This is a genomic window from Stieleria tagensis, from assembly GCF_024129865.1.
GTDB classification, from domain to species: Bacteria; Planctomycetota; Planctomycetia; order Pirellulales; family Pirellulaceae; genus Stieleria; species Stieleria tagensis.
Genome location: NZ_JAMYFE010000024.1, coordinates 66,020 through 92,945 on the forward strand (window position 1 = coordinate 66,020; position 26,926 = coordinate 92,945).

Here is a 26,926-nt window from a genome sequence, read left to right on the forward strand (position 1 = left end):
CCATCTTTTGTTCGTCTGCGCCGAGCAAGTGTCGCGTGGGTTTTTGTCCCAAACAACGACACGCGAGGTGCACCGTTCTGTCATCAATGCGGCGCATGTTGGCATGCAAACCACCAGGCGTCTCATTGCGATGAATGCCTAACGTCGCTGAACCCAAGATCATCCGCGACCATCAGGACAATGTTTGGCCGCTCCGCTGCATCACTTCGTCTTCGTCTTCCTTTGACTCGGCTTTTTGGTGAACGGGATCACGGGGCGCTTCATCTTGCTCGTCGGTTCGCGGAACACCCAGGGTTCCCATGCCTTTCGGACCAATTGCCACTCTTCAAGCGTCCGGGTCGGATACCAACCGGGAACGCCAACTTTCCCGAAATCGTATTTGTCCGCGTTCTCCTGGACCCATTGACCAACTGTCGGCAACGGATTGACCGCTGGAAAAACCCCAACACCGCGAAAATCATCCGTCACGCCTTGATCGTGAATGACATTGCGTCGCCAGTCTTCCAAATCGCCAAGCAATTCCGCTTTAACGGCTGCATACTGCGGTTGATCGGCAACGTTGTGCACCTCGTGCGGGTCTTTGCGAAGATCAAACAGTTCGATTTCCGGCTTTTCAGATGCCATGAACGCCGCCTGCTCCGGCGTCAGTTTCCCCTGCAGATTCAATACATTTAGCTCAGCCAACGGCGGGTAGGCGCTCTCTTTGTAAAAGCTGAATTGGCAATAGGCTCGCTCTGGCATCAGATTCAGAATCAGCTTGTGATCCTGCGACCGAATGCTGCGCATGGCATCGTGCGTGTCATCCATCTTGTCACGAGCTGCGAAGACGTACTTGCGTTGCTTCACTTCATCGCTGAACAAATTTTTGCCGTGCAAAGGAACCGGCGGCGTCACACCAGCGGCCTCCAAGACCGTGGCACAAATGTCGATCGACATCACCAGATCGTCGTTGACTTGTCCGGCGTCAACCTTTCCTGGCCAACGCATGATCATAGGAATTCGCGTCCCTTCGTCGTACAGAAACTGCTTCCCGCGGATGTGGCATCGACCATGGTCACCGATAAAGAAGACCATCGTGTTGTCTGCCAAACCTTCGTCATCCAATCGTTTCAATAATGCGCCTACCTCGCGGTCGACCAGTTGCATCTGCTCCAATCCATTGGCCCAGTCGCGACGGATGAATGGCGTATCGGGATAGTATGGTGGCAACTCTACATCGTGAATGTCGATTGGTCGAACAGGATCTCGATTCCAAGCTCGATGCGTTCCGCCGAACGTGATTCTGGCAAAAAACGGCTGGTCCTGCTCTCGCTCGCTCCAGTCCACGCCCATGAACAACTCTTCCTTCTTGTCTGGAAGAAAATTGCAGTCCGTCTTCCAACTCATCAAACAGGTGAAGTAGCCGGCGTCGGCAAGCAAATGCGGAATTGGTCGAATGCCGTAGGGCAGCGGGCGTTTGTCGTCGGTACGGTGCTGTTGCGCGCCGATGTAATTCTGATGGAAACCGGTCATCATCGCGGAGCGTGAAGTCGAACAGACAGGTGATGTCGTGAACGCCCGCTCGTATCGAATGCCTTCGGCGGCCAGTTTGTCGACGTTCGGTGTTTCAATCCCCTTGGTACCGTAGCAAGAAAGATCCGGCGACCAATCTTCGATGGTGATCCACAAGACATTTGGTCGTGCAGCATCAGTCGCACAGGTCGATACCGCAAAGGCCAGAACGGAAAGCAAAGCGACGCAATGAGACAACTTGAATGGCATGAGCAACTCATCAACGGACAGGAGGGAAAGGCGGGCGGGGGCTGCGACTGGGTTGTTCCAGGTTACTGGGTTGTTCCAGATTACTGACTTCTCAACGATTCAACATCTTGCTGCTTGCCTGAATTGCGATTTCTTAGATTGTTTTTGCCGGACGGTGGCCGATCCAAAACAATTTGGGTCTGGAATGCAGCTCTGGAAATTCGCTGGCTATCCGAGACTGGCCGCTTGGTCCCGATCAAACGTGCGACGCTAAGAGTCTTGGTTGCCCCACTCAGACGCTGTCCGTAGGCAGACGGATCTGAAAACGGGCGCCACCGAGTGGACTGGCGCTAACTGTGACTTCGCCGTGAAGCCGCCGACAGATACGGCGCACCAAAGCCAGCCCCAATCCGCTGCCGGGCGGCGAATCACTCTGCGGGGAATTGCCGCTCAATCGCTGGAAAGGTTCAAAAACCAATCCACGATCCGATTCCGCGATCCCGTCGCCATCATCGTCAACGATGATTGACACTGTCCCTTGCTCGATCACAGCGTCGACGATGACCTGAGACTTTGCGTACTTGCCAGCGTTGCTAACAAGATTTCCGATCGCCCTCGACAACCCGGCCCGGTAGGTCACGATTTCGATCGGTGGCGACGGATCGACTCCCTGGAACGCTATCGCCCCATGTAGCGGTGCATAGACAGCGATCGATTCGCTAACCAATTCATCAATCAGCACGTGATCGCGAGCCGGTTGGGAACATTCTTCATCGTACCTTGTGTAGTGAAGCAATTCCCCCACGAGATCGTCCAGGTTATCCGTCGCATGATCAATCGCATCAAGTCGCTGTTGCCGCGTGGATTCATCTGGGGCCGATCGTACCAGTTCCGTAGCGAACTTGATCCTTGCCAACGGCGTGCGCAATTCATGCGACACGGCCTGCAACAATTCCTTTTGTGATCGCAGCAGACGCTCGACACGATCGGCCATGGTGTTGAACGCACCAACGATTGGAAGCCCCCGCTTGCGTTTAACTTCGTCAATTCGTGCCGACAGATCTCCCTCTGCAATTGCGAGCGCCGCTCGCTCGACCGTTCGCAACTGAATTGCGATCGGACGCATCAAAATTGCGATCGCCCCGGCGACCAGTAGAAACACGCTGCCAAGCCCCAACAGAACATCCCGCTGTGACGGTCCAGCAAATTTCGGAAGTGGCCCCAGTTCGACTAGCAAATCTGAATCGGGAAGGTTTGCATCGATCATGCCCCAAAACATAACCGCTTCGCCACGATCCATCCGATCACGCATCGAATCTGGCATCGGCCGCTCGGATCGCTTCACAAGACTGACCGGATACGCAAACCGAGTCTGTACTCTCTGCAGAGTTTCACCCCGATTGTCGATTCCACCGGCAATCAGATCATCACGCACCGACAACGCAGCGCCACCGAGTGCGTCTTCGATCACACCAATGTTCGCCGCTTCCGTCGTACCGCGGAACACGTAAGCCTGGATGATCCAGGCAACAAACAGGATCAAAATCACCCCTAGATAAAAGCGAAAGAACAACCGTGTCATGTGTTCCTTGCCATCAAATAACCAACACCACGGACAGATTTGATCCGGCTCGGTTGAGTGGGATCGTCGTTTAGCTTCCGGCGCAGACGCGACACTCGCAGATCGATTGAGCGATCCAATCCGTCATAGGGTAATTCCAGCAAATCGATGTAAACGTCCTTGCGCTGAACCACGGTCCCGGCGCGTTTGGCCAAGTAGACCAGCAGATCAAATTCCGCGGTTGTCAATTCGACGTCCTCGCCGCCGATCGCAACGCTGCGACTGGATTCTTCAATCTGCAAATCATCAACCACGATCGTTTGCCCGTTGGCAACACCCTCCGTTCGGTCCCCACGTCGAAGGTGCATTTTCAGTCGTGCCAACAACGCGCGCGGGCGAACCGGTTTGGACATAAAATCATCCGCGCCCGCCTCGAGGGCGATCACTTCGTCGATTTCTTCACCCCGTGCCGTCAACACGATGATCGGGCCGGCGTACATCGGACGTACGCTACGACAAACATTGAAACCGTCTGTTCCAGGCAGACCGATGTCCAAGACAACTGCATCATAGGCCTCTTGCTCGATTCGTTCGATGGCCGTCACTCCGTTGAATTCAACGGCGACATCAAACCCTTCACCGACCAAAAATTCTTGCACCATTGACGCAAGCGCCGCGTCGTCTTCGACCAGCAGAACCTGATGATTCACAGATTTTTCAAGCGACATTGTTGAGACTGTTACCACACTTTTGTAAACATTCGTCCATTCTATCCACTTCCACATCATCGGCGCCCCGTTCGATGCGTTTGCAGCGACAGAAAACAGGTCGGACCAACGTCAACTCCGTCCAAACGGCGCGCCAATTGACACCCACGGCGAACGTATGTGTTGCCATTCAAAATGGCGTCGATTTTCGATCCGATTCATGGCACTGATCCTGTCCAATCTCCTCGTACGGCGATTAAACGTCGGTTGCGTGGTTTGAAGTTACGCATTCGCGTGAGGCAATGGTTTTTGGTAACCCGACGCGTCAGCGAGGGATCCCGCCAACACCCTAAATCCCTCGCTCACGCATCGGTTTACCATAAAAGTGCAAATCAGCCTTTTCAACGCAAATGACTCGGCAAATTGCCGCTTCGATCTTTTCACTCTCCTTGGGAGAGTGAATTGCTAAAGCGCAACCTCAAAAGTTCCGCCCCGCGAAGGTTGGCTTGACCACTCGCAATGTGTCTATGTCTGCCACGAACGGAGAGAGCGCAATCCAACGGCCGAAGCGAACAATTGGTCAATTGTCGGGCATCGGTTCACTGGAAACAACAACCAATTCGTTTCAGTGTGTATCGTTTCGTCAATGGCGTCGGTCGGATTGTCACCATGGCTGATTGAACCCAAGCCCTTGATCGCCGAACATGGTGACAATGTTTTTGGTCATCGCGTTCAAATGCATCCTCACCTTTTCAATCGCATTTTTCGTCTCGAAGGGGCCTCCGTTGGCAAAAAATCTGTATGTCGCCGCCTGTGAACCGGATTGTGGAAAATCGCTTGTGGTTCTGGGCCTGATGCAGCTGGTTTCCAGTCGAGTCGAGCGTCCCGGCTTTTTTCGGCCGATCATCCGCTCCGGCGATAGACCCGACAACGATACGGAATTGGTTCTCAGCCGATTCTCGCTCGATCAGTCCTACGAGACAAGTTTCGGGGTGACCTCTGACGAGGCGATCAGCTTGACGCGCGAGCGTGGTGTTGCCGAGCTGCTGAAACAGATTCTTCAAAAGTTCAAAGCCATCGAGTCAAAATCGGATTTCGTTTTGTGCGAAGGCACGGACTACACCGGGATCACATCCTCCTTCGAATTTGACCTGAATGCCCGGATCGCGAACGAGTTGGGCACGCCAGTCTTGAATCTGATCTCGGGTCACGGCAAGTCCACTCTCAAGATTCGTCAAACCGCCGAAGCCACGCGCTCGGCTTTGCGAGAACAAGGTTGCACCATTGCCGCCACGATCGCCAACCGCGTTAGCGCGGAAGCTGCGCCGTCAATGCGAGATCGATTCCAAGCCGATTGGACGTTTGAGGACCCCATCTTTCTAGTCACCGAAGAACCGTCGTTGCACGCTCCCACCGTTGCCGCTGTCGCAAAGGAACTCAACGCGACGCCACTACGCAACAGCGAGGGCGATTCGAATCGCGATATCCTGTGCGTTTCTGTGGCCGCCATGCAACTTCCTCATTTTCTTGACCGCGTGCGAGAAGGCAAGTTGGTGATTGTGCCCGGAGACCGATCGGACATCCTGCTCGGATGCTTGGCAACGGTCGCGTCGGAAAACTATCCCATGATTGCCGGTATTCTGTTGACCGGCGGAATCATGCCTGACGATTCCGTCATCCGGCTGATCGAAGGCTTTCGCCGCCCGCTGATTCCAATCTATTTGGTCACCACCGACACCTACGAAACCGTGCGCAATGTGATGGCAGTGGACAGCGTGATTTCCGCGGACAATGAACGGAAAATACAGATTGCACTCGGCGTTTTTGAATCATGCATTGAATCCAAGGTACTGATCGATCGGATTGATGTCGCCCGTTCAATCGCGGTCACGCCCGACATGTTCGAGTATGAATTGATCGAACAGGCAAAGCGAGAACGAATGCGTATCGTTCTGCCGGAAGGGAACGACGAACGCGTGCTGCGCGCCGCGGAGATTCTAGTGCGACGCGGTGTCGCCGAGATCATTTTGCTAGGAGCTCCCGATTTGATTCGCAACACAATCGCTAGCCTGGGACTTGGATTGGAGCAGGTCGAAATCATCGATCCATGCGACAATCCCTACTTGAACGAGTTTTCAGAACGCTACTACCAGCTTAGGAAACATAAAGGGGTCACGATGGAGAGGGCTCGTGATACCATCCAGGAACTCAGTTTTTTTGGAACCATGATGGTGCAGCAGGGAATTGCCGACGGGATGGTGTCGGGCGCCGACCATACCACTGCCCAAACGATCCGCCCCGCGTTGCAGATCATTCGAACACGCCCCGGTTGCTCCATCGTTTCCAGCGTCTTTTTAATGTGCCTGAAAGATCGCGTGCTGGTGTACGGCGACTGTGCGGTGAATCCAAACCCCGAACCCCAGCAATTGGCCGATATCGCCATCAGCTCTGCCGAAACCGCACAGGCGTTCGGCGTCGAGCCGATCGTTGCGATGCTCTCCTATTCCACCGGCCTCTCAGGCACCGGCGAGGACGTTGAAACGGTTAAACGGGCGACCGAAATCGTGCGTCATTTGCGGCCCGACTTACGAGTGGATGGACCAATTCAATACGACGCTGCCGTTGATCCATCGGTCGCCCGTACCAAAATGCCCGATAGCGACGTTGCCGGACGCGCAACAGTGTTTATCTTCCCAGACCTCAACACTGGAAACAACACCTACAAGGCTGTTCAGCGCAGTGCGGGCGCGGTTGCAATCGGCCCAATCTTGCAAGGATTGAACCGTCCCATCAACGATCTTAGTCGTGGTTGCACCGTCACCGATATTGTGAACACCGTCGCAATCACTGCGATTCAGGCCCAGCAGGTTGAGACGTTGAAATGAAGCAGATTCTCGTTCTTAACTCGGGCAGTTCGTCCATCAAGTACGAACTATTCGACATGAATCGCATGCACGTTCTTGAATCAGGCCTGCTCGAATGCATCGGCGAACCCGAAAGCTGCTACCAGCGCAAATCGGCTGGACGCACCCATTCGGACCGCATTCCGGTTGCGATTCCGAATCATGAATACGGGATGCAGTTGATCCGAGAATCGCTCGGTCAGAACGAATCGTTTTGCAACGGTGACTTCTTGGTCGGCATCGGACACCGCGTGGTACACGGTGGCGAACTTTTTTCTGGTCCGACACGGATCGATGAGGACGTGATCGAATCCATTCGGCGTTTGATTCCGCTCGCTCCCCTTCATAATCCCGCCAACTTGCTGGGGATCGAGATTTCGCGTTTAGCATTTCCAAATGTCCAACAGGTCGCGGTGTTTGACACGGCATTCCACCAAACGTTGCCGCGACATGCGTACCATTACGCGATTCCACGCGAGTACTACCAACGCTACCAGATTCGTCGCTACGGTTTTCATGGAACGTCGCACCACTACGTGACCCGGCAGGTCGCCGATGCACTGAACATGCCGCTCAGCGAGTTGAACATCATCGTTTTCCATCTCGGCAACGGGGCCAGTGCGGCGGCCATCCGCGCCGGCAAAAGCATCGATACATCAATGGGGCTGACACCACTGGAGGGTCTGGTGATGGGCACGCGCAGTGGCGACCTGGACCCCGCAGTTGTTTTCTACCTGGGATCTGAGGCAGGATTGAGTCTGGATCAAATTGACACCCTCTTGAACAAGCAAAGTGGTTTAAAAGGGATCTGCGGCGTGAACGACATGCGTGAGGTGCTTCGACGTACCCAGACGGGCGACGACTTGGCTTGTTTGGCAATTGACCTCTTCTGTTATCGAATCAAGAAATACCTGGGCGGCTACTATGCCGTCCTAGGCCGACTAGACGCGATCGCGTTTACCGCGGGCATCGGGGAAAACGTGCCACAAATTCGTCAGCAAAGCTGTCAGGGGCTGGCGCACATCGGGATCGAATTGGATGCCCAACGGAACGAATCAAGTGGCCCCGGTATTCGAGAAATCCAATCGTCTACCAGCGCTGTCAAAGTATTTGTCGTGCCTACAAATGAAGAACTGGAGATCGCTCAGCAAACGCTGCAAACGGTCGCGGCAGATTAGGACACGTCGATTTCTATCGGGTGAATGCAGCGCCAGCTCGACGCGTCCGTAACCTGCTTGCCTTGCCGTTAACATTCAAATCAAGTATTGGGCATTGGACCGCGCGCGATGGCGGCGACCTGCCAGGTTTGGCGGCCTGCATTCTCAATGTTTCTACTGACGAGACAACCATGAATTGGCGAGACTGGTACGACGCTCTGAACAAACCCGAATGGACGCCGGATCCGTCCACGATCAGTCTGATCTGGCAGATTCTTTACCCGATCATCTTGGTCACGTTTGGCTATGTTTTCTACCGCGCCCTCCGCAAGCAACTGCCGTGGTCGGTGGCAATCCCCTTCGCCATCAACTTGATCGCCAACCTTGCTTTCACACCGATCCAGTTCGGGTTGCAAAATCTGCCGCTGGCCGCGATCGACATTGCCATCGTCTGGTGCACGATTCCTTGGATGATGAAAGCCATTTGGCCCCATCACCGCTGGATTGCCCTGGCCCAAATCCCCTACTTCATCTGGGTATCCATCGCGACTGTATTGCAATTCACCATCACGGTGAACAACTTGTGAGAGCGCCGTTTCTCGCATCAATTCTGTCGGTCGCGATCTGTGATTTCGTCGTCAATCAAGCGTTTTCCAAAACGGATCACGTTGTCTTGCTGAAACCCGATCGCTTGATCGAACGCGGTAGCCGGATGGTTGTGTCAGAATTCCGCTTGAAACTGAGTGCGAAACAGCACACCGTCGTCGCCGACCACAATATCGCTAGTTCGGTTTTGCAATGGGCTGCCGTCCAGGCGTGTAACATCAAAGGTGATTTTTACGGTCGGCTTTGCCAAGGGATACCAGTTGAGACCTGCAGCATATTCATTGGCGTTTCCGAACTCTCCGTCGACGTGTGAATAGCGAACGTTGACGTCCAACTGCTTGGCCACCAGGAATTTGCCCCCCTCGACATAGTATCCCTGTTGAAAAATTTCGTGCGTCGGGAGCGTTCCGTCACCACGAAGATTCTCGATCCATCGCAGGAAAACCTCCGATGTCACGCTCCAACCCTTGTGCTTCCATGCGGCATCGACACCGTACAGCCAGATGTCAAACGCAGAAACCGTCACGCCGGGCAGCAGCGCTCCGGTTTCTGTTAAACGCGTCCCGTCCGCGAGTCGCACGAAGTCTGTTTCGTCGAGCGGTGTGCCATTGCGCTGAGATGTTTGCGGAGAATAGACGAATGAGTGACCGAGTCGCCAAAGTGGAGTCTGGGTTTGATCGAAATCCACGATCTGACCGCCAAAGTCGCCAGCCGGTTCGATAAAGCTAGTCGCCGCAAACGTGACTCGGTTATCGGTCGAAGCATTGGGAAGGTTCGCGGTCCGATAACCGTTGCCCACCATTACTCGATAGTGCCCGTGCTGGGCAAACCGGCCGATCCCAAAGATTCCCACCGTTCGATCTGGTCGAAAAAAGTCGTTCGCCATGGGCCGATCGGCAAACCGTGTCCGTCGCGCAGGCAACAACCATTGACGGCTAGCGGGCACCTTGCGTTTGCCCATCAAAATTTGAAAACGATCCGTCAGTTGCCAAGCCCACCAGTAGTCGAAGAAGTCAACGGCATGCCCGTCATCGGTATCGCCGTCGATTTGAAGGAAATAGGTCAAACGCGGATCGACGGCGTGACCGCGAAAAACCAGCCGAGCACGTTCGATGTCAAATGCACTGCGATTTTGTATCGGCCGAGTGATTCCGGCGTTGTCCGTCCAACGATCCGACTGTCTGGAAAAACCGTGGTACCGGAACTGAATCCAGCCATTGGCCTTTAGGTCAAACGGATGCTTGCGAGCATCAAACGGTCGGATCACAAACCCGCGATCGTAGCCGGCATAGAAATCCAACGTCTTGCTGGCGCCGTGCATCTCAGCATCATCGCAATTCCCATCCACCGGCAGATCAACGACTAGCGGCAGACGCTCGATCATGCCTGACGTGCAGCCCTGGCTTGCTGAATCGGGCCGCAATCCAAAATTGTCGTTATGCGGTTCAAGCAGCTGGTGCAATTCGCGAATTTGCGCAGCTTGTTCGTTCAGTTGAACCTGAAGCTGCTCGATGGTTGGCGTCGTTTCGGACGAATCCTGCCCATTGACCGCTGACGGTAGGGTGGTAACCAACCAGGTGAAGACCAGCAGCACAGCCGCTGGCATTTTCACCGCGAAAGCGAAAATCAAGTCTGCGACACAGCTGGACCACTGATCGAAATCAGCGATCCGATGCGTTACCGACTTTGGTTCGCCCATCCTTAAACTCCGCCAGCATCACGGATTCCTGTGAATTCACAAATCCTTGTTGGTCACCAAAACCGACTCAATGGGAGGATTCGGCAGAATCGCCAGGACTGCGTGAACTCATCCGTTGATACCAGCAAAGTCAACGTATCCAGCCAATGTGACGGCTTGGTCGAGAGACGGGTTTGCACCTGGAATTGCCCCAAAACGCCCGCGACGGATTGCTCCGCTGCGGGCGTCGTGGTTTACAGCAGGTTCACCACCCGATCGGCGAGTCCCTTTTCACCGAGCACGATGTTCATATGACCGGCTGTGGCGATCTTTTCGAGAATCTCTAGTTCCCGCAACCGCATCAGCGTTGGGTTGTCGGCCAGCAACTTTGCCGTATTGGCTTGACTACGCATCGCCGCCGTTTCCTCACGACGAGCGATCAAGTTGGCTTCGGCCGCCTTTTTGGCCTCAGTCACCTTGTTCATCAAGTCCTTCATATCACCTGGCAAAATGACGTCACGGATTCCCACCGCGACAATTTCCAAACCGAGCGTCTCCGCTCGGTCGCGAACGTTCTGCTCGAGTTCATCGATTAGATCGTCTTTCCCGCTCAGGAATGCATCAAGTTCTCGACCACCCAACGCACAGCGCAACGCCAGTTGCGTTTCGCGGTAGATCGATTGCCGCACATCGTCCGAGGCACTGACCGCGCGGCGAGCATCCTTGACAACCAACGTCACCATTGCGTTGATCCGCAACGTCACCTTGTCGGCGGTCAATATCTCTTGGCCCGACACGTCAACTTGCGATTCACGCAAATCCATCTCGACAACCCGAGCGTCACCTGCATCCTTCCAGAACGCATACAAGCCCGGGCCGAGTTGATCGGTGTAACGCCCATCGATAAACAACACCCCGGTGTGATCTCGATCCACCTTGCAAACGTCTAAAAATCGAGTTGCATCGGCACCTCGCACGATCGACGCAAGTTCATCATGTTCCAACCGTGCGTTTGCGATCGTGACCGTTTCGACGCGAACGTCGCGAATACCAGTCCAATAGGCGTATAGGCCAGGACCAAGCACACGGCTGAATCGACCGTCAATCCAGACCAACGCGCGCTGATCATCCTTTAGGTCAACAATCTCTGCGTTGCCAACGAGCGCGCCGGACTTCACGATCACATCCAATTGATCGCCTGCGTCGCCGCCGGTGATCCACGGGTCTCGCCTGCTGATTACTTGAACCTTGGTCTTGCCAAACCGAGTGAAGACAAAGTGATTGCCCGAACCTAGCAAGCCAGCGAATTCACCATCGCAAAACTTGAGGCCCACTTCATAACTACGGACATGGATCTTCTTGAACATGATTTGGTCGTACTCCACTCATACAATTGCGGCGAGCTTCATTGCCGGATCGCCAGCGGCTTCGTTTGTCATTTGGGTTGAAAGAAGGAGGCTTTTGGGCAAACGATTGTTCACCGAATCACACGAAACATTCGCGGAAGTTTGCTCGGGATCATCGAGCTTGACCGGCAGTCGCTGAATTCGATCTTTGCGCCAATGAATGCGGCTTGGCCGAGGCCGAGCGTGATTCATCAGCGATCAAAGCGCGTCTTCAGTTTTGACCGATGCTGCTCGATGATTCGTCTGCAAACCTGCAAGGCGAAACCATCGTGTTGCCAAGCAGACATTTGACGACCAAGGTCGCTGACGCCTGTCAGCCGATTCGGCAAGGCAACCGAATGCCCGCCAGCTTCATGGTGGACGCTTTCGCGCCTCGGGGTGTTGGTTTTCACCAACTGGTGCGTGGCGGGATTCGAACCCGCGACAGTCAGGTTAATCGCCTGATGCTCTAACCACTGAGCTACTTCGGAAGGTGCCAATGCAGAACCCGTTTACGGAACACGGAGAACCAATCGTAGAACTCACGAGGAAACCGCGCCGCCGGAATTTACACCCACCGATCGCAACACCCATGACACCGTCGATCAAATTTGGTTCGAGGTTCGAGGTGTAGTCAACACGATAAAAACGAGATCTTGTTTTGATAAACCCGCATACGTGAACGGAATGATTTGTACGTGTGCATGTCCTTTGCTGCATTGAGTTTTCGAAAAACAGTAGATTTCCACCGTTCGACGACGATCCCATCAACGCTGGTAGTTCACGCACTCACCCCCGTAGCTGAGCCAGCCACGGTTCAAACTGCCCAACATCCCAGACCGACGGAACCCTGGCGGGATCCGCTACGAGCGCACTCAACCCGTAGCTGGACCGGCCACGGTTCAGACTGCCCGACATCCCAGACCGTGTCGGAACCCTGGCGGGATCCGCTACGAGCGCACACACCCCGTAGGTGGGCCGGCCACGGTTCAGACTGCCCGACATCCCAGACCGTGTCGGAACCCTGGCGGGATCCGCTACGAGCGCACACAACTCGTAGCTGGACCGGCCACGGTTCAAACTGCCCAACATCCCAGACCGTGTCGGAACCCTGGCGGGATCCGCTACGAGCACACACAACCCGTAGCTGGACCGGCCACGGTTCAGTTTCCCCAACCCAGACCGTGTCGGAACCCTGGCGGGATCCGCTACGAGCGCACACAACCCGTAGCTGGGCCGGCCACGGTTCAGACTGCCCAACATCCCAGACTGTGTCGGAACCCTGGCGGGATCCGCTACGAGCACACACAACCCGTAGCTGGGCCGGCCACGGTTCAGACTGCCCAACAACCCAGACCGTGTCGGAACCCTGGCGGGATCCGCTACGAGCACACACAACCCGTAGCTGGGCCGGCCACGGTTCAGTTTCCCCAACCCAGACCGACGGAACCCTGGCGGGATCCGCTACGAGACGGAGCGTTCCAACCTTCCTCTTCCTCTTTCAGCGTCGCAATTTGGCCTTTAGAAAGTCAGAAAACGTTCTCAGTGCACTCTTCCTTTCTAACAGCTCGTCAATCTCCGCATCCGACCTGGGGCCGTCTTGGTTTTGCTCCAACTTCTGAAACTCTGCGTCGGTGTCCATGTCGACATCCAAGTCGTCGGCATCGCTGCCGGAAACCTGTTTTCTACTGACAGGGTCTTCCAAATTGAAGTATTCTTCCGACGGTTGCTCTCCCCCGTCATAACGAGTGACCGAAGCCGAGGGCGGCTGGGCACGCGGGTAACACTTCTCCTCGCCCAATCGTCCCAACGGGCCGATCGAACGAAATCGTTCTTCGAAGAAAACCACGTTGTGCGACTGCAAGATTGTCCCGGTTTGCAGTTCAAGGTTTGCAATTTCGGTGTTGTATTGTGACAACGCCTGGGCCTCGGCACTGACGGAGTTTCCCCAATCAACAATTGCTTGCAAGACGATGATGAACTGCACGATGCCTTCGTTGTATTGCGCGAGCTGTTGCTCGAGGTTGGTGCGAGCCGCTTTGCGAACCGCTTGAAAACGTTCGTACTGGGCATAGAACTGTTCGATATTGCGCAGACTAAGCGCCAACAAGTGTTGCATCTGATGCAGCCCCTGATCCAAGTTCGCTCGATCGCGTGTGATCAGCAATTGCCGCTGGCGCAGGCCTGCCCGTTCCGCTCTCAAACCCAATGGCACGGAAAAGTTGACTCCCAACGACCAGTCTTCGAAGTCGCCCGATGGACTTCGGATCCGATTGCCTGCCGGAGAGATTCCCTCCAGTCCGTTCCAACGATAGAGAGCAACACCGTTTAGCTGTGGGCGAGCTTGGTTGTCGGCCAGCAGCAAACGCTGTTGGTCAGCCTCCAGAATCAATTTCAATTCAATGATGTCTGGCCGTTCGCGTTGCGCAAGCTCATTGATCGCGGTCCAATCGACCTCAATCAGTTCTTCCAACATCGGCGTGACCGGAGTGGTTCGTTGCGGCTGGTAGGGTGGCAAACCCATCATGTTCAGCAAAGCAGCTTGCCGCTGCAGCACGTTCGCTTCGGAAGCGAGCAGATTGGCCCGAAAATTTTCCAACGCCGTTTGTGTTTGCGCTTGGTCACCCGCATTGGCATCGCCGGTTCTTACACGAGCGATGGTTCGGTCGTTAGCGAATTCAGCCTGCTCGACTTGTTGACGGCGAGCCCACAGGTCCGTCTTGGCAAACACCAATGACCAGTACGCTGCGACGACCCCCTGGACGGATTGCTGAACCGCGCTCTTGTATTGAAAGTACGAACGTTCGGTTTCGATGCGAGCCAATACGATGGGTGCTTGGTTGGCGACCCGACCGGCGCCCTGCAGCAGCGGTTGGCTATAGCTGAGTTCGGTCGCTGTGCGGTCAGCGGGATCGAGCGGAAAAATCCCAGGCGTGATTCGATTGGTGTTGCTGTTGACACCAAGATTGGTGGTCCCGCCTAGCAAATTGCGTTTGGACAACCCAAAGTCCAGCCCGTAGCCTTCATTTTGAACCCCACCGATGATCGCATTCGATGGGGTGAAGGGGTCAAAGACCGCTGCGGGGGTTTCGTTCTGGTTCCAAACGTTGTTCAGTCGTAGGTTAGGGTCAAACGTGGCACGCTGCTGATCAATCGTCGTGTTGATGATCGACGCGTCGTAAATCGTTCTGCCACTCGTCGTCGCGGTGACTCCCCCAAGCACGCGAACCACTTCTGAATTTGCCAGCGTGATGTTGATGGCGTCATTTAACGTCAGATAGTTTTCCGGAAAATCAAATTGTGGGTCTGTCACGGTAGCCGGCCGCTGCGTGAACGGCACAGGGACCTGGCACAGTTGTCCAGGCCTGCGAATTTCAAGGCAACGTTGCTCGGGCAGAATTGGCTGGCACGGTTCGTCTGCTAATCCCGAAAACGGCCCGCCGACGGTGGTTACAGAAGTGACCCACAGTGCAAGCAAAAGACGGTAGAGGCAGCGAAGTTTTGCATGGATGTCCATATCGCTTCGAATCGGACGGATGCAAGGAATTCAACTAAATTTTTGATTTTGCCGTCATGACCGGAACGAGCGCTGGTCCCAATTGATACAAAAAGTCGGGCTGTAGCGATTACGCCAACATGGGGTCATATTCGAGGGCCGCTTTAGCCAGCAAAAAATCCTCGGTGTCCTCAACGACTTCGCCGTCGCGCAACACAATCGTCCGCTTGGCATTGCGGGCGACGTTTTGATCGTGCGTGACTAGGATCACCGTGATTTGCTGCTCCTCATTGAGTTCACGAAACAACTCAATGACCTCACGACTGGTTTTCGAGTCCAAGTTGCCGGTGGGTTCGTCGCCCATCAAAATTGACGGTTGGTTGACGAGCGCTCGTGCGATCGCGACACGTTGCTGCTGGCCGCCCGAAAGTTGACTGGGGTGGTGATGATAACGATCGGCCAGTCCAACTTTCCCAAGCATTTCCATTGCCCGGTCGCGGCGTTCACGAGCGGGAATCTTGGTCCCGTACATCAACGGAAGTTCAACGTTTTCCAGCGCCGAGGTTCGATTGAGCAAATTGAAGCTTTGAAAAACAAACCCCAGTTGCTTGTTACGAATTTTGGCGCGCTGGTCTCGATTCATCGTCACGACCTCTTCGCCATCCAGCAGGTAGCTGCCGTGCGTTGGTCGATCCAGACAACCCAGTGTGTTCATCAGCGTAGATTTGCCGCTACCGGACGCTCCAATCAACGCTACGTATTCGCCAAGTTCCACCTTGCGGGTCACCGTCCGCAGCGCGTGTACTTTCACTTCGCCCAAATCATAAACACGACGAACATCGTTTAGTTCGATCAGCGCCATCTACTCATACCTCAGTGCGTCGATCGGATCGAGTTTGCTGGCACGACGCGCTGGATAGTAGCCAAAGAAGACTCCGACCGAGGCGGCAAATCCCATCGCAATCAGTGCCGCCGGAATTGAAACAACCATCGGCCAATCCGTTCCTGGTTTGTAGGCATTGATCAACATCGTGGCTCCCATTGACGCCAGCGTTCCCAACGCGATGCCGATTGCGCCGCCGATACAAGACAACACAACCGACTCAATCAAAAATTGCCGCAGAATGTCTTTTCCACGCGCGCCGATTGCCATTCGGATCCCGATCTCGCGAGTTCGCTCGGTCACGGAAACCAGCATGATGTTCATAATCCCGACTCCACCCACCAACAACGAGATCCCCGCGATCGCCGACAGCATCAAGGTCAGCGTGCCAGTGATGATTCCCAATGTGGCGGCGATCTCGGTCGTGTCCTGAACACTGAAATCCGCCTCGTCGGTTGGGCCGACATCGTGCCGTTCGTACATCAGCGTTTCAATTTCCTTGGTGGCCTTGCCCATCTGGTCCGTGCTACGGGCGGAAACCATGATCGCATGAACGGTGTCCAGCGGCGATCCATTGATTCGTTTGCGAACGGTCGTGTGCGGCATCAAGACGACATCATCTTGATCATCGCCGACCATATTGGCGCCTTTCTTCTTCAAAATGCCGATCACGCGGAAGGGCACATTGTTGACACGGACGGTTTCATCCAATGGATTGATCGTGCGGAACAATTTTGGAATCAGCGTCTGGCCAATCACACACACCTTTGCATTGGAATCGATGTCGGTATTCGAAAAGAATCCGCCGGCTTCGAGCTCCCAATTGCGGACCACCAAATAGTCCGCTCCGACACCCTGCATCTCTTTGGGGTTCCAGTTTTCGTTGCCGTAGATGATTTGTCCCGCCGTGCCAACGATCGGCGACGATGCCAGAACCGCGGGGCAATCTCTGCCGATCGCATCCGAGTCTGCTGCTGTCAACGTCGGTGCACCCGACTGGCGGACCCCACCGCGCCGCGTCTGGCCGGGTAACACAAGCACGACGTTGGTCCCCAGAGCTTCAAACTCGCCACTGACCAATTGACTGGCACCTTGGCCGATGGAAACAATCGTGGTGACAGCCGCGATCCCGATGACCACCCCAATGATGGTCAGTACCGCCCGCATCTTATTCTTAAGCAGGGCACGCAGAGCAATTCGAACGGTATCGAAAAAGGACATCTGAGCTAGTCCTTCTTCCCGACCACTAATTCCGATCCGACTTTTAGATTGCCCTTCGACATTTCCGTGTATCGGTTTTCAGTCAGGCCGGTGGTAATCGCAATGGCTTTCAGTCGGTCTCCCTCAACCACCCAAACATGGCGCTCGTTCTTCTTGTTTTGGGCGGCTGCCTTTTCTGCCGCGGTTTGGTTGGCGTTTTCATCTTCCTCCGCTTCCGACTTTGGCTTGGCTTTCCAGGCCGAACCATCGATCAGGTAGCGGTCACTCTCTCGAACCAATTTCACATCATCAGGAAAAAATCGAAGTGCCGCATTGGGAATTTTCGGCACCGCTTCGGTCGAATCAACCTCAAACGAAATACTCGCCGTCATCCCCGGCAACAATTTCAGTTCGGCATTGCTGGCGGCGATCACCACCGGATAGGTCACCACATTGGACGTTGCCACACTGCTAACACGAATTTGTTCAATTTCACCATTGAAGACTTCGCCCGGATGGGCGTCGACGGTAAAGGTCACCGGCCGATCGTCCTGATTGGCTTTCTGAATCAGTCCGATATCGGCCTCATCGACAGACGCAAACACGTGAACTTTTTCACGCAGGTCCGGGGCAACGACGAACAATTCAGGCGTTTGAAATTGTGCCGCCAATGTTTGACCGGGGTTGATCAACCGATTGATCACAATGCCATCGACCGGCGCGGTCACCTCGCAGTATTTAAGGTTCGCTTGAGAGGTTTCGAGTGACGCCCTGGCCTGCAGGATCGACGCTTTGGCGAGTTTGCGTTGAGCCTGCAACGATTTCACTTCAAACGTCAACGCATCCATTTCACGGTCGGACAGGAAATCGCTGTTGGATTCACGCAGTCGCTTGCCGCGCATGTAGTTGTTCAACGATTGCTGCAACTGAGCCTCAACACGTTCCAGGTCGGCATCACGGGTTGCCAAGGTTGCTTGATCACGATCCACGTTGGCTTTGAAAAGACGTGGATCCACTCGAGCGAGAATGTCGCCCTTTTTGACTTCGTCATTGAAGTCAACGTTCAATTCAACGATTGGACCTGAAACAAAAGAACCGATTGACACTGACAGTACAGGCTGAATCGTCCCGGTCGAATTGACGTATCGCGTGATATCACCGGATTCAATTTTGGCCGTTTCCCAAGTCACCTTGTTGCGATTGGCCAGGTACTTCATCGTCGGTTGGTAGCCAGCCGCTCCCGCCGCGCCGACGACGCTCAGTAGCATCAGTACTTTAAAAATACGTTTCATCCAAAAATGGGGTGTCACGCCAGTCGAAAATGACCGCGAACAGGAAGACGTTCCTGTGGTCGCACGGTGTTTCTGCTCAACCGCACAGTATAGCCTCGAACTTTGAATCGTTCATCAGCACGGCTGTATCAGAACGTACAGAACCACGATCCAAACCGCCGCCAGACCTGGCTACACCACGCTGGATTGGCCCTTTGAGCCGAAACACAGCCGATGTAGGAAGTTCGGCATCGCACCGACGATAAACTGGCAATAAAAACTCTAGTGACGGACGCTCACGGGACAGGTAGAATGGATTCACCGCGTCGAATTTCGACCGACGAATCCCGCCCCACACCATCCTCCCTCGCAATTGCCAGCTGCGATTTCTAACCAACACGGCGTGTGATTTCACAACGCCCGAGTCTGTACGGATTGACAAGTCCCTTCAGGCAGACGAATCGAAGACAATCAACCGTTTCTCTCGCTGATAGATCGATCATGCTCAACCGTAGAAGAATGCTGCAGAGTATCGCAGCGAGCTCCAGTGCCGCCTTCGGAGCCTCGTTGGATCCCCAGCCTGTCGTCGCTGCGCCCAACCAGAATGCGACTCCAAAGCGGATCGTCTTTTTCATGCAGAATCAGGGTTTCGACCCCAAGACGTGTATTCCCGAAGGCATGACCAACAGCGGCTCGCTGGCTAGCGCGAAACTTCCCGAACCGATCCGTGCGCTCGAGCCTTACAAAGAACGCCTGCACATCATCAACGGTCTGCACGGCCTCCACACCAGTCCCTCGCATAGCGCGTTCTTTGGCGCGCTCGGCGGCTATCGCGGAAGCGACGGCGTGCCACCCAGTGCGTCGACCATCGACTATGAACTCAGCAAGGCGCTGCCGCAAACCCTGCTGCCTCATCTGTGCATCGGCATGGACTCGATTGAGAACATGAAGACCAAACCGACGATTGCGACTCTGTCGGCCAGCGGTGCGGGACAGCCGATCTTCATGCATTCCAATCCGAATCATCTGTATCAAATGCTCTACGGCGGCATCTCCACCGGCAACATTCGACTGCAACACGAAGCCCGTTCGAGCGTGATGAGTCAAATCGAAACGCTGGCTGCCATGAAGGGGCGTTCGCTTCCAGCGCCCGACCAACAGCGCTACGACCAGTACGTCCAGGGATTCAAAGATGTTAACGGTCTGCGCGATCGGCTGGACACGGTATCGGATCACTTGCGTAAATTTGCGCCCACGGTTGATCAGCGATACACCAACCCGGAATTCGAAACCGACTGGCACGATGTTCTGTTGGATCTCGGTATCTCGGCACTCACGTCCGGTGTCACCAACACGCTGACGATCGGGTCTGGTCGTGGCGAGATCTTTGGTGCGTGGAAAGGATTGGGCGTCGAGCAACAGGGGCACAACCTTGGGCACATGGATCAGCCCGACAATCCGATCTGGATTAAAATTCGTCAGTACAATAGTCGCATGCTGGTGCGGATCATGCAGGCGTTGGAAAGCGTGCCCGAAGGAAGCGGCACCATGATGGACAATACGTTGATTGTTTACACCAGCAACAACGCGGACAAACAGCACACCGCAGGCGCCAACTGGCCCGTCATGCTGTTGGGCAACTTGGACGGCGCATTTAAAACCGGTTGCTTCACGCAACTCGATGGCAAGCGACCGATCAACGCGCTTTACACATCGCTGCTGCGCGCTGCCGGCCAGAATTGCGATCGCTTCAACATGGACGACAAAATGGCGAAGAAGTTCGACGTCAGCACCGGGCCTCTCAAGGAAGTGCTGGTATGAGTCGAGTTGGATTCGCCCTGGCAATCACGCTTTCATGGGGCCTGCTGTCCCTAGCCGATGGCCAGACTTACACGCCCGGCCAAAAAACAAAGCAAGACTTCGACAACTTTGCCAAATCGTTTCTGACCGATCATTGTGTCGACTGCCATGGCGAGACCGATCCAGAGGGCAATCTGTCGCTGTATGACCTGGGGCCGGTCGACGAGATCAACGCCAGCACGTGGACGAGCGTGTGGGCCCAGGTCACGTTGAAAGAAATGCCGCCCAGCGACATGGATCAGCCACCGGTGGTTCAGCGGTTGCAGTTTTCGGATGGGATCGTAGCGGAGTTATCACGGGTCATGCGCGATAAGGGCGGGTTTCACGCTCACCTCGATCCCAACAAGGGCAACTTCCTCGATCATGCACTGCTATTCGGTCCGCTGCCCGACGACATCAAACTCATACCAACCTCTTCTCCGGCTCGTCTTTGGCGCGTGACCCCGCAGGAACACATCACGCGTCTGAACGAATTGATCAACACGGAAGCCGAATTCGATCCAGACAAGCCGGGCCAGCGCACTCACGGCGATGTGGTTCCCACGAATCACGGCGGCGAACTCAAGCTTTACTTCGGCACCGATCGCATCATCCAATGGCAGGGTGGAACAGTCGCTTATGCCACGTCCGTCAAGAGCGTACCCGCCGTGCTGTCGTCGGCCCGCAATCATGGACTGGAAAACTACCCCGACTTCTACACCGTCAATAGCGCCGAAGCGACCCAGATCATGGGGATCGCCGGCGATATCATTCGCTACATGGCGGATGGCCCGCTCAGTATCGCCCAGCCCTATCAAATCACGGACGACCCGAAATCGATCGCGGACAAAATGAAAGGCGATCTTCGTGGACTGCCAACCAGTTTGGTCTATGGCACCAAGGTCGTCCGTCCGCTGACACCCGTCTATGACCTGATGAAGCAAGATGGCTTCACCGACCAGAATCTTCGCGCTGCAGTGGACGATTTGTTCGAAGCGTTGACCTTCCGGCCGCCCAGCCAATCGGAATCAGACGCCTATCTATCCCTCGTCAACCAATCGATTGACAAGCTCGGCAAGAAAGAGGGTGCCGTTCTGGGTCTGTCATCCCTGTTCCTAGATCGCGACGCGCTATTCAGACCGGAATTGGCTGAGCGCGGTACACCGGATCAGCACGGCCGTGTCATGCTGCAGGACTGGGAACTGGGTTTGGCGGTTAATCACGCACTGCGATACATCCGACCGGACGAACAACTGCGCCAGGCAATCGTCCAAGGGCGGATGCGCAGCAGAGCGGATGTGAAACGCGAAGTTCAGCGGATGCTGGCTGATGACAGTATCCGAAAGCCGCGCGTGCTGCGTTTCTTCCGCGACTACTTCGACTACGACCTCGGCGGCTATATCTGCAAAGATTTGAAGGCGTTGGCGGAAACGGGAGCGAGCAACAGGGGACAAGCGCACTATCGCGCGATGTTCGACGCGTCAGCGAGTACCGATCGCTTGATTGAACTGATCCTGCAAGAAGACAAGGATGTCCTGAAACAATTGCTAACAACCGACAAGGTGGTGGTCACCGAGGGCGACAACCTTTACTTCGGGCGGAGACGCTCCAAGGATGAAATTGCAGCGTCCATTGCTGCAGAAAAAGAGGCCCGGGCCGCTGCAGCGGAAAAACAGGCGACCGAGCTGAAGGCTTGGAAGAAGGCAAACCCAGGACAGAAACCGCCGGAGCAAGAAAAGACAAAGTCGAACAAGCGTTCCAATGCGAATCACCTTGTCACCGAAGCAGATCTTTCGGGGCCAGAGATCTATGCTCGTGTTAGTCGGCGTAGCTTTGGCAGAGGATCTATGAAACCAGAGCGTATGTTGGCCACCGCCCCCGAAGGTGAACGCTTGGGCATTCTGACCCATCCAAGTTGGCTCGTTTCCCACTCCGATGCCATGGACAATCACGCGATCCGACGCGGCCGCTGGATTCAAGAACGTCTGCTCGGCGGCGGAATTCCCGATGTGCCGATCACTGTGGACGCGATGCTGCCTGATGAGCCGAAGAACACACTGCGGCAGCGGATGCGGGTCACCAGGGAAGACTATTGCTGGACCTGTCACAAAAAGATGGATCCATTGGGGCTGCCGTTTGAAATGTACAACCACGCGGGACTGTACCGTTTGACCGAACAGGACAAACCCGTTGACACCTCCGGTGAAATCATCGATTCCGGCGACCCCACGCTGGACGGCGAAGTCGCAAACGCGATCAAACTGATTCGGAGGCTGGCCGGCAGCCAGCGCGCCGAACAGGTTTTCGTCCGCCACGCCTTTCGATTTTGGATGGGCCGCAACGAAACCCTCAACGACGCCCCCGTCCTGCAGGACGCCCACCGAGCCTACAAGGACAACGGCGGCAGCATGAACGCGCTGCTCGTCTCATTGCTCACCTCCGACGCATTTCTCTACCGCACTCGAAGTGATTCCTCATTAGCCGATCGCAATTAGCAATCGCAAATGCGGGGAATGGCCCCAACCGTAGCTTTTGAAGCCAGCGCTTTCGCGTGGGGCATTGGTTTTTGGCAACACGAAGCGACAGCGAGGGATCCCGTTAACGCTGCCTGCCAAGGTCCAACTTCCCCGCACCTCAATCAGCCAAACCCCAACACGATCAGCGTTCCCAACTCCCCGGGGGACAGACCCCAAACTAGAGTGCCCACTCGTAGCTGGACCGGCCACGGTTCAGACTCCCCGCCCCCCCAACCAACTGAACCCTTGGCGGGATCAGCTACCGGAGTGGTGGAGTCCCCGGGGACGGTGGAGTCCCCGGGGACAGACCCCAATCAAGAGCGCCCACTCGTAGCTGGACCGGCCACGGTTCAGATTCCCCGCCCCCCAACCAACTGAACCCTTGGCGGGATCAGCTACCGGAGTGGTAGAGTCCCCGGGGACAGACCCCAAACAAGAGCGCCCACTCGTAGCTGGACCGGCCACGGTTCAGACTCCCCACCCCCCAACCAACTGAACCCTTGGCGGGATCAGCTACCGGAGTGGTAGAGTCCCCGGGGACAGACCCCAATCAAGAACGCCCACTCGTAGCTGGACCGGCCACGGTTCAGACTCCCCGCCCCCCAACCAACTGAACCCTTGGCGGGATCAGCTCCCGGAGTGGTGGAGTCCCCGGGGACAGACCCCAAACTAGAGTGCCCAATCGTAGCTGGACCGGCCACGGTTCAGACTCCCCGCCCCCAACCAACTGAACCCTTGGCGGGATCAGCTACCGGAGTGGTGGAGTCCCCGGGGACAGACCCCAAGCAAGAGCGCCCACTCGTAGCTGGACCGGCCACGGTTCAGATTCCCCGCCCCCCAACCAACTGAACCCTTGGCGGGATCAGCTACCGGAGTGGTAGAGTCCCCGGGGACAGACCCCAAACAAGAGCGCCCACTCGTAGCTGGACCGGCCACGGTTCAGACTCCCCGCCCCCCAACCAACTGAACCCTTGGCGGGATCAGCTACCGGAGTGGTAGAGTCCCCGGGGACAGACCCCAAACAAGAACGCCCACTCGTAGCTGGACCGGCCACGGTTCAGACTCCCCACCCCCCAACCAACTGAACCCTTGGCGGGATCAGCTACCGGAGTGGTAGAGTCCCCGGGGACAGACCCCAAACAAGAGCGCCCACTCGTAGCTGGACCGGCCACGGTTCAGATTCCCCGCCCCCCAACCAACTGAACCCTTGGCGGGATCAGCTACCGGAGTGGTGGAGTCCCCGGGGACAGACCCCAAACTAGAGTGCCCACTCGTAGCTGGACCGGCCACGGTTCAGACTCCCCGCCCCCCCAACAACTGAACCCTTGGCGGGATCAGCTACCGGAGTGGCTCTGTCCCCGGGCAACTGCGCTGAATCGACCGTGGGTAGATCTGGTAAAGTCAAATCACATTCTTTAGCACAGGTAGACGTGAACGTGACACTTAGAATCCGATTGACACTTGTGGGCATCATCGTTGCCCTGGCGCCGGTCGCGGTGGGCCAGGATCGTTGGCCGGAGCATCGCGGCCCCCAGCACAACTATCATCTGACCACGGACGCCCAATATCCAACACATTGGAGTGTAGCCACCGGCGAAAACATCCGCTGGAGAATCCCTTTGCCAGAGACAGGTCACAGCGGCATTGCGATTTCAGACAACAAGCTGTTTCTAACCTGTTTTCGAAAACTCACTCCCGCAGACAACGGCCCAAACGGCACCTGGGTCTCAGAGACGCGTGGGTATTGTCTGGACGCCGAGACAGGAAAGATCCTGTGGAGCTGCGATTTGCCTGGCCGGCGGCCAAACCAGGTCAATGGCACCTTCACAGATTCGACAACACCCACGCCAGTCACCGATGGCATTCATGTCTGGTTCATTAACGCCGGTGGCTGGATGGCCTGTCACACTCTGGACGGCCAGCGGGTTTGGGCTCAGGAATTTGAAGTTCGTACCAAGCACTCGGCAAAACAGTTTCAACCGTTCTTGCACGGCGGAAATCTCTATTACGCAATGATGCGTGACGCGAACGATCCACAGCGCCGCGCTCAGACGGCCAGCGACTATGACAAAAACAGCAAGACCGGCTGGCCATGGATTTTTGTCCGCTGCTTTGATGCACTGACAGGACAACCCACCGCAGTCCTGGCGGACGGCATCAGCGTCCACAGCAAGGGCGCTCTGGGATCACTGCATGGCCAGAACGTGTTGCTGCATGCCAAAGGCGGCAGCCACAGTCCCCCGGAAAAACCCTACGGAATCACGCTTTCCAAGCTGAACGCGGCGCACGACAAGATTTGGGAGCGGCAGGGACTCTCGTTCGAAGGCACTCACTTCGTCGACGAGAAACACGCCTATTGTTTCGACAGAAACGACCTCTTTGTTCTCGACCTGGCCACCGGTGAGACGATCAAAAAGATTCCGATTCGCGACAACGGCAGCCTGATCGCGTTCGATGAAACAAGTGGCCGCTACAAACCACGTGCTGCTTCTACGCTGGAACCACGGCATTTGCTAACGCACCGCAGCAATATCGGCGTTGGCAAGTATCACTTCTTCATGAGTGGCCAAGCGGGAATCCTAGGTCGCATCGACATTGAAACAGGTGACGTCAGCTACCTGCAAGTTCCGCTTCAGGTCACAGTCGAAAACGGCGTGAAGAATTTTTCATGGACTGATTTCAAGTCTGGGGACGAAACCGGTTCTGGATTTTCCGTGGAAGGTGACCGTCGGCGCTTGAGCCACGGTTTCGGACACATCTCTGCTGCCACACCAATCGTCGTGAACAACCACATCTACTTTTCAACCGTTCTCGGTACGGTCTACGTGGTCGACGCAACCGCCGAACATTTTGACGAGAATGCGATGACGGCCGTCAACGATCTCGGCCTTCCCGGTCAAACATGGACCCTGTCTCCACTCACGCCCGCCAACGGAAATCTGTATCAGCGCACCAGCCGTGAGCTCATCTGCATCAAAAACGATCATTAAATCCCCAAGCCCCACCGACAGTCGCAATGGTACGGATCTGAGTTAGCGAAGTCCGTCGGACATGGATTCGTTCTCGCCGATCTGACGTCGGCGGCCCCACTCATTTCATGTCGTGGATCGTTGGGCAATCCGAACCTGTGATCGACGGAGCAACTCGCGACTCTTCGCTCGCTATTTTCCGGCGCTGCTAAGTTTCGTGATCGGAGTCAGATCCAATTTCCGGAACTCGACTTCCGCTCCTTCGGCTTGCAACGCAAGTTGACCTTTGCTTGCGGTGCAGCCCGTTCCATGGTTGACCAGATCACCGTTGACCCAGACTTTGATGGCATCGCCCACACACTCGATGACCATCGTATTCCACTGGCCCAATGGTTTTTCGGAATCATCGGTCAGGTTGCGAATCCTTCGCGCCTTTCCTTCGGTGACACCCCACTCCTCCTTCGGGCCTCGCCGCTGGACCATGTCGGGCACCGTGATATCCTCGACGATGCACCAGAAATCACCCGCGTGGGTGTGATTCATCTGTGCCTCGATCGACTTGGGAAACATTCCGTACAGCGCACGCGGCGTCGATGCGTGAACCAACACCCCGCAGTTGCCCGGTTCGCCAGCGAAACGATATTCGACTTCAAACCGGTAGTTTTCGTAGACGGCATCGGTAATCAAATGACCGTTGGGAACGCCCAAACTCACCAGCATCCCGTCTCGGACAATAAAGCTCGCTTTTGCGTCCGGGTTCTCATCACGATGCGGGATATCAGTGTGCCACCCCGTCAAATCTTTGCCGTTAAACAGGCTAACCGTTTTCGACTCCGTTTTCGTCTCAGCGGACGCCGTCTCAAGCGAGTTGAGGATCGCGGCAATCGAAATTAACAAACAGATCAAGCGAGTCATTGCGGTGCTCATGGAAACGGGTTGGCAAAATGAAAATTTGTAGGGCAGAGAGTCCCCCCGGCCGACCGAGGCCCCAATCCACGGCGGTGTCAAACACTTT

Annotated in this window: 17 protein-coding genes; 6 read left to right on the top strand and 11 right to left on the bottom strand. The window is 55.6% G+C overall.

Annotated features, from left to right (window positions below; genetic code table 11):
* Positions 1–201: 201 nt before the first annotated feature.
* The 3 genes from NHH03_RS04450 to NHH03_RS04460 all read right to left on the bottom strand — a co-directional run bounded on the left by NHH03_RS04450 (position 202) and on the right by NHH03_RS04460 (position 4,011).
* Positions 202–1,761 carry a sulfatase family protein gene (locus NHH03_RS04450; protein WP_253154545.1) on the bottom strand — a complete coding sequence of 520 codons (1,560 nt, stop codon included), beginning with the start codon at positions 1,759–1,761 and terminating at the stop codon, positions 202–204.
* Positions 1,762–2,032: 271 nt separating this feature from the next.
* Positions 2,033–3,322 carry an ATP-binding protein gene (locus tag NHH03_RS04455; protein ID WP_253154546.1) on the bottom strand — a complete coding sequence of 430 codons (1,290 nt, stop codon included), beginning with the start codon at positions 3,320–3,322 and terminating at the stop codon, positions 2,033–2,035.
* Positions 3,319–4,011 carry a response regulator transcription factor gene (locus NHH03_RS04460; RefSeq protein WP_253154547.1) on the bottom strand — a complete coding sequence of 231 codons (693 nt, stop codon included), beginning with the start codon at positions 4,009–4,011 and terminating at the stop codon, positions 3,319–3,321. The genes NHH03_RS04455 and NHH03_RS04460 overlap by 4 nt, the downstream gene beginning before the upstream one ends.
* Before the next feature lie 701 nt (positions 4,012–4,712).
* Here NHH03_RS04460 and pta point away from each other — a divergent pair.
* Genes pta through NHH03_RS04475 form a run of 3 tightly spaced genes read left to right on the top strand, consistent with a single transcriptional unit; the run spans position 4,713 to position 8,655 of the window.
* Complete coding sequence (pta, locus tag NHH03_RS04465; protein ID WP_253154548.1) at positions 4,713–6,893, top strand: phosphate acetyltransferase; 2,181 nt, start codon at positions 4,713–4,715, stop codon at positions 6,891–6,893.
* Positions 6,890–8,089, top strand: coding sequence for an acetate/propionate family kinase (locus tag NHH03_RS04470; RefSeq protein ID WP_253154549.1), 1,200 nt, complete (start codon positions 6,890–6,892; stop codon positions 8,087–8,089). The genes pta and NHH03_RS04470 overlap by 4 nt, the downstream gene beginning before the upstream one ends.
* Positions 8,090–8,109: 20 nt before the next feature.
* The gene (locus NHH03_RS04475) at positions 8,110–8,655 is read left to right on the top strand and encodes a TspO/MBR family protein (RefSeq protein WP_253154550.1); all 546 of its coding nucleotides are present in this window, start codon (positions 8,110–8,112) and stop codon (positions 8,653–8,655) included.
* Positions 8,656–8,789: 134 nt separating this feature from the next.
* Here the strand turns inward: NHH03_RS04475 and NHH03_RS04480 are convergent, their stop codons facing one another.
* The 7 genes from NHH03_RS04480 to NHH03_RS04510 all read right to left on the bottom strand — a co-directional run bounded on the left by NHH03_RS04480 (position 8,790) and on the right by NHH03_RS04510 (position 18,608).
* Positions 8,790–10,373, bottom strand: a complete 1,584-nt coding sequence (locus NHH03_RS04480) for a porin (RefSeq protein WP_253154551.1) — start codon at positions 10,371–10,373, stop codon at positions 8,790–8,792.
* A gap of 233 nt (positions 10,374–10,606) precedes the next feature.
* Positions 10,607–11,719 carry a slipin family protein gene (locus NHH03_RS04485; protein ID WP_253154552.1) on the bottom strand — a complete coding sequence of 371 codons (1,113 nt, stop codon included), beginning with the start codon at positions 11,717–11,719 and terminating at the stop codon, positions 10,607–10,609.
* Positions 11,720–11,949: 230 nt separating this feature from the next.
* A complete protein-coding gene (locus NHH03_RS04490; protein ID WP_253154553.1) occupies positions 11,950–12,237 on the bottom strand; it encodes a hypothetical protein in 288 nt (95 codons plus the stop codon).
* Positions 12,238–13,238: 1,001 nt separating this feature from the next.
* Positions 13,239–15,050 (bottom strand): TolC family protein, encoded by a 1,812-nt coding sequence (locus NHH03_RS04495; protein ID WP_253154554.1) that lies wholly within the window; start codon positions 15,048–15,050, stop codon positions 13,239–13,241.
* A 313-nt stretch (positions 15,051–15,363) separates the two neighbouring features.
* Entirely contained in the window at positions 15,364–16,095 is a 732-nt protein-coding gene (locus NHH03_RS04500) for an ABC transporter ATP-binding protein (RefSeq protein ID WP_253154555.1), read from the bottom strand.
* Positions 16,096–17,337: an ABC transporter permease gene (locus tag NHH03_RS04505; protein WP_253154556.1), complete on the bottom strand. Its 1,242-nt coding sequence runs from the start codon at positions 17,335–17,337 to the stop codon at positions 16,096–16,098.
* 5 nt (positions 17,338–17,342) lie between these two features.
* Positions 17,343–18,608 carry an efflux RND transporter periplasmic adaptor subunit gene (locus NHH03_RS04510; RefSeq protein ID WP_253154557.1) on the bottom strand — a complete coding sequence of 422 codons (1,266 nt, stop codon included), beginning with the start codon at positions 18,606–18,608 and terminating at the stop codon, positions 17,343–17,345.
* Between the two features lie 480 nt (positions 18,609–19,088).
* Between NHH03_RS04510 and NHH03_RS04515 the strand changes: the two genes are divergently transcribed.
* From NHH03_RS04515 to NHH03_RS04525, 3 genes are all read left to right on the top strand, one after another.
* Entirely contained in the window at positions 19,089–20,408 is a 1,320-nt protein-coding gene (locus tag NHH03_RS04515; protein ID WP_253154558.1) for a DUF1552 domain-containing protein, read from the top strand.
* Positions 20,405–22,921, top strand: coding sequence for a DUF1588 domain-containing protein (locus NHH03_RS04520; protein WP_253154559.1), 2,517 nt, complete (start codon positions 20,405–20,407; stop codon positions 22,919–22,921). The genes NHH03_RS04515 and NHH03_RS04520 overlap by 4 nt, the downstream gene beginning before the upstream one ends.
* 1,457 nt (positions 22,922–24,378) lie before the next feature.
* Positions 24,379–25,932: an outer membrane protein assembly factor BamB family protein gene (locus NHH03_RS04525; RefSeq protein ID WP_253154560.1), complete on the top strand. Its 1,554-nt coding sequence runs from the start codon at positions 24,379–24,381 to the stop codon at positions 25,930–25,932.
* Positions 25,933–26,103: 171 nt separating this feature from the next.
* Here the strand turns inward: NHH03_RS04525 and NHH03_RS04530 are convergent, their stop codons facing one another.
* Positions 26,104–26,826, bottom strand: a complete 723-nt coding sequence (locus tag NHH03_RS04530) for a 3-keto-disaccharide hydrolase (RefSeq protein ID WP_253154561.1) — start codon at positions 26,824–26,826, stop codon at positions 26,104–26,106.
* Positions 26,827–26,926: the final 100 nt, after the last annotated feature.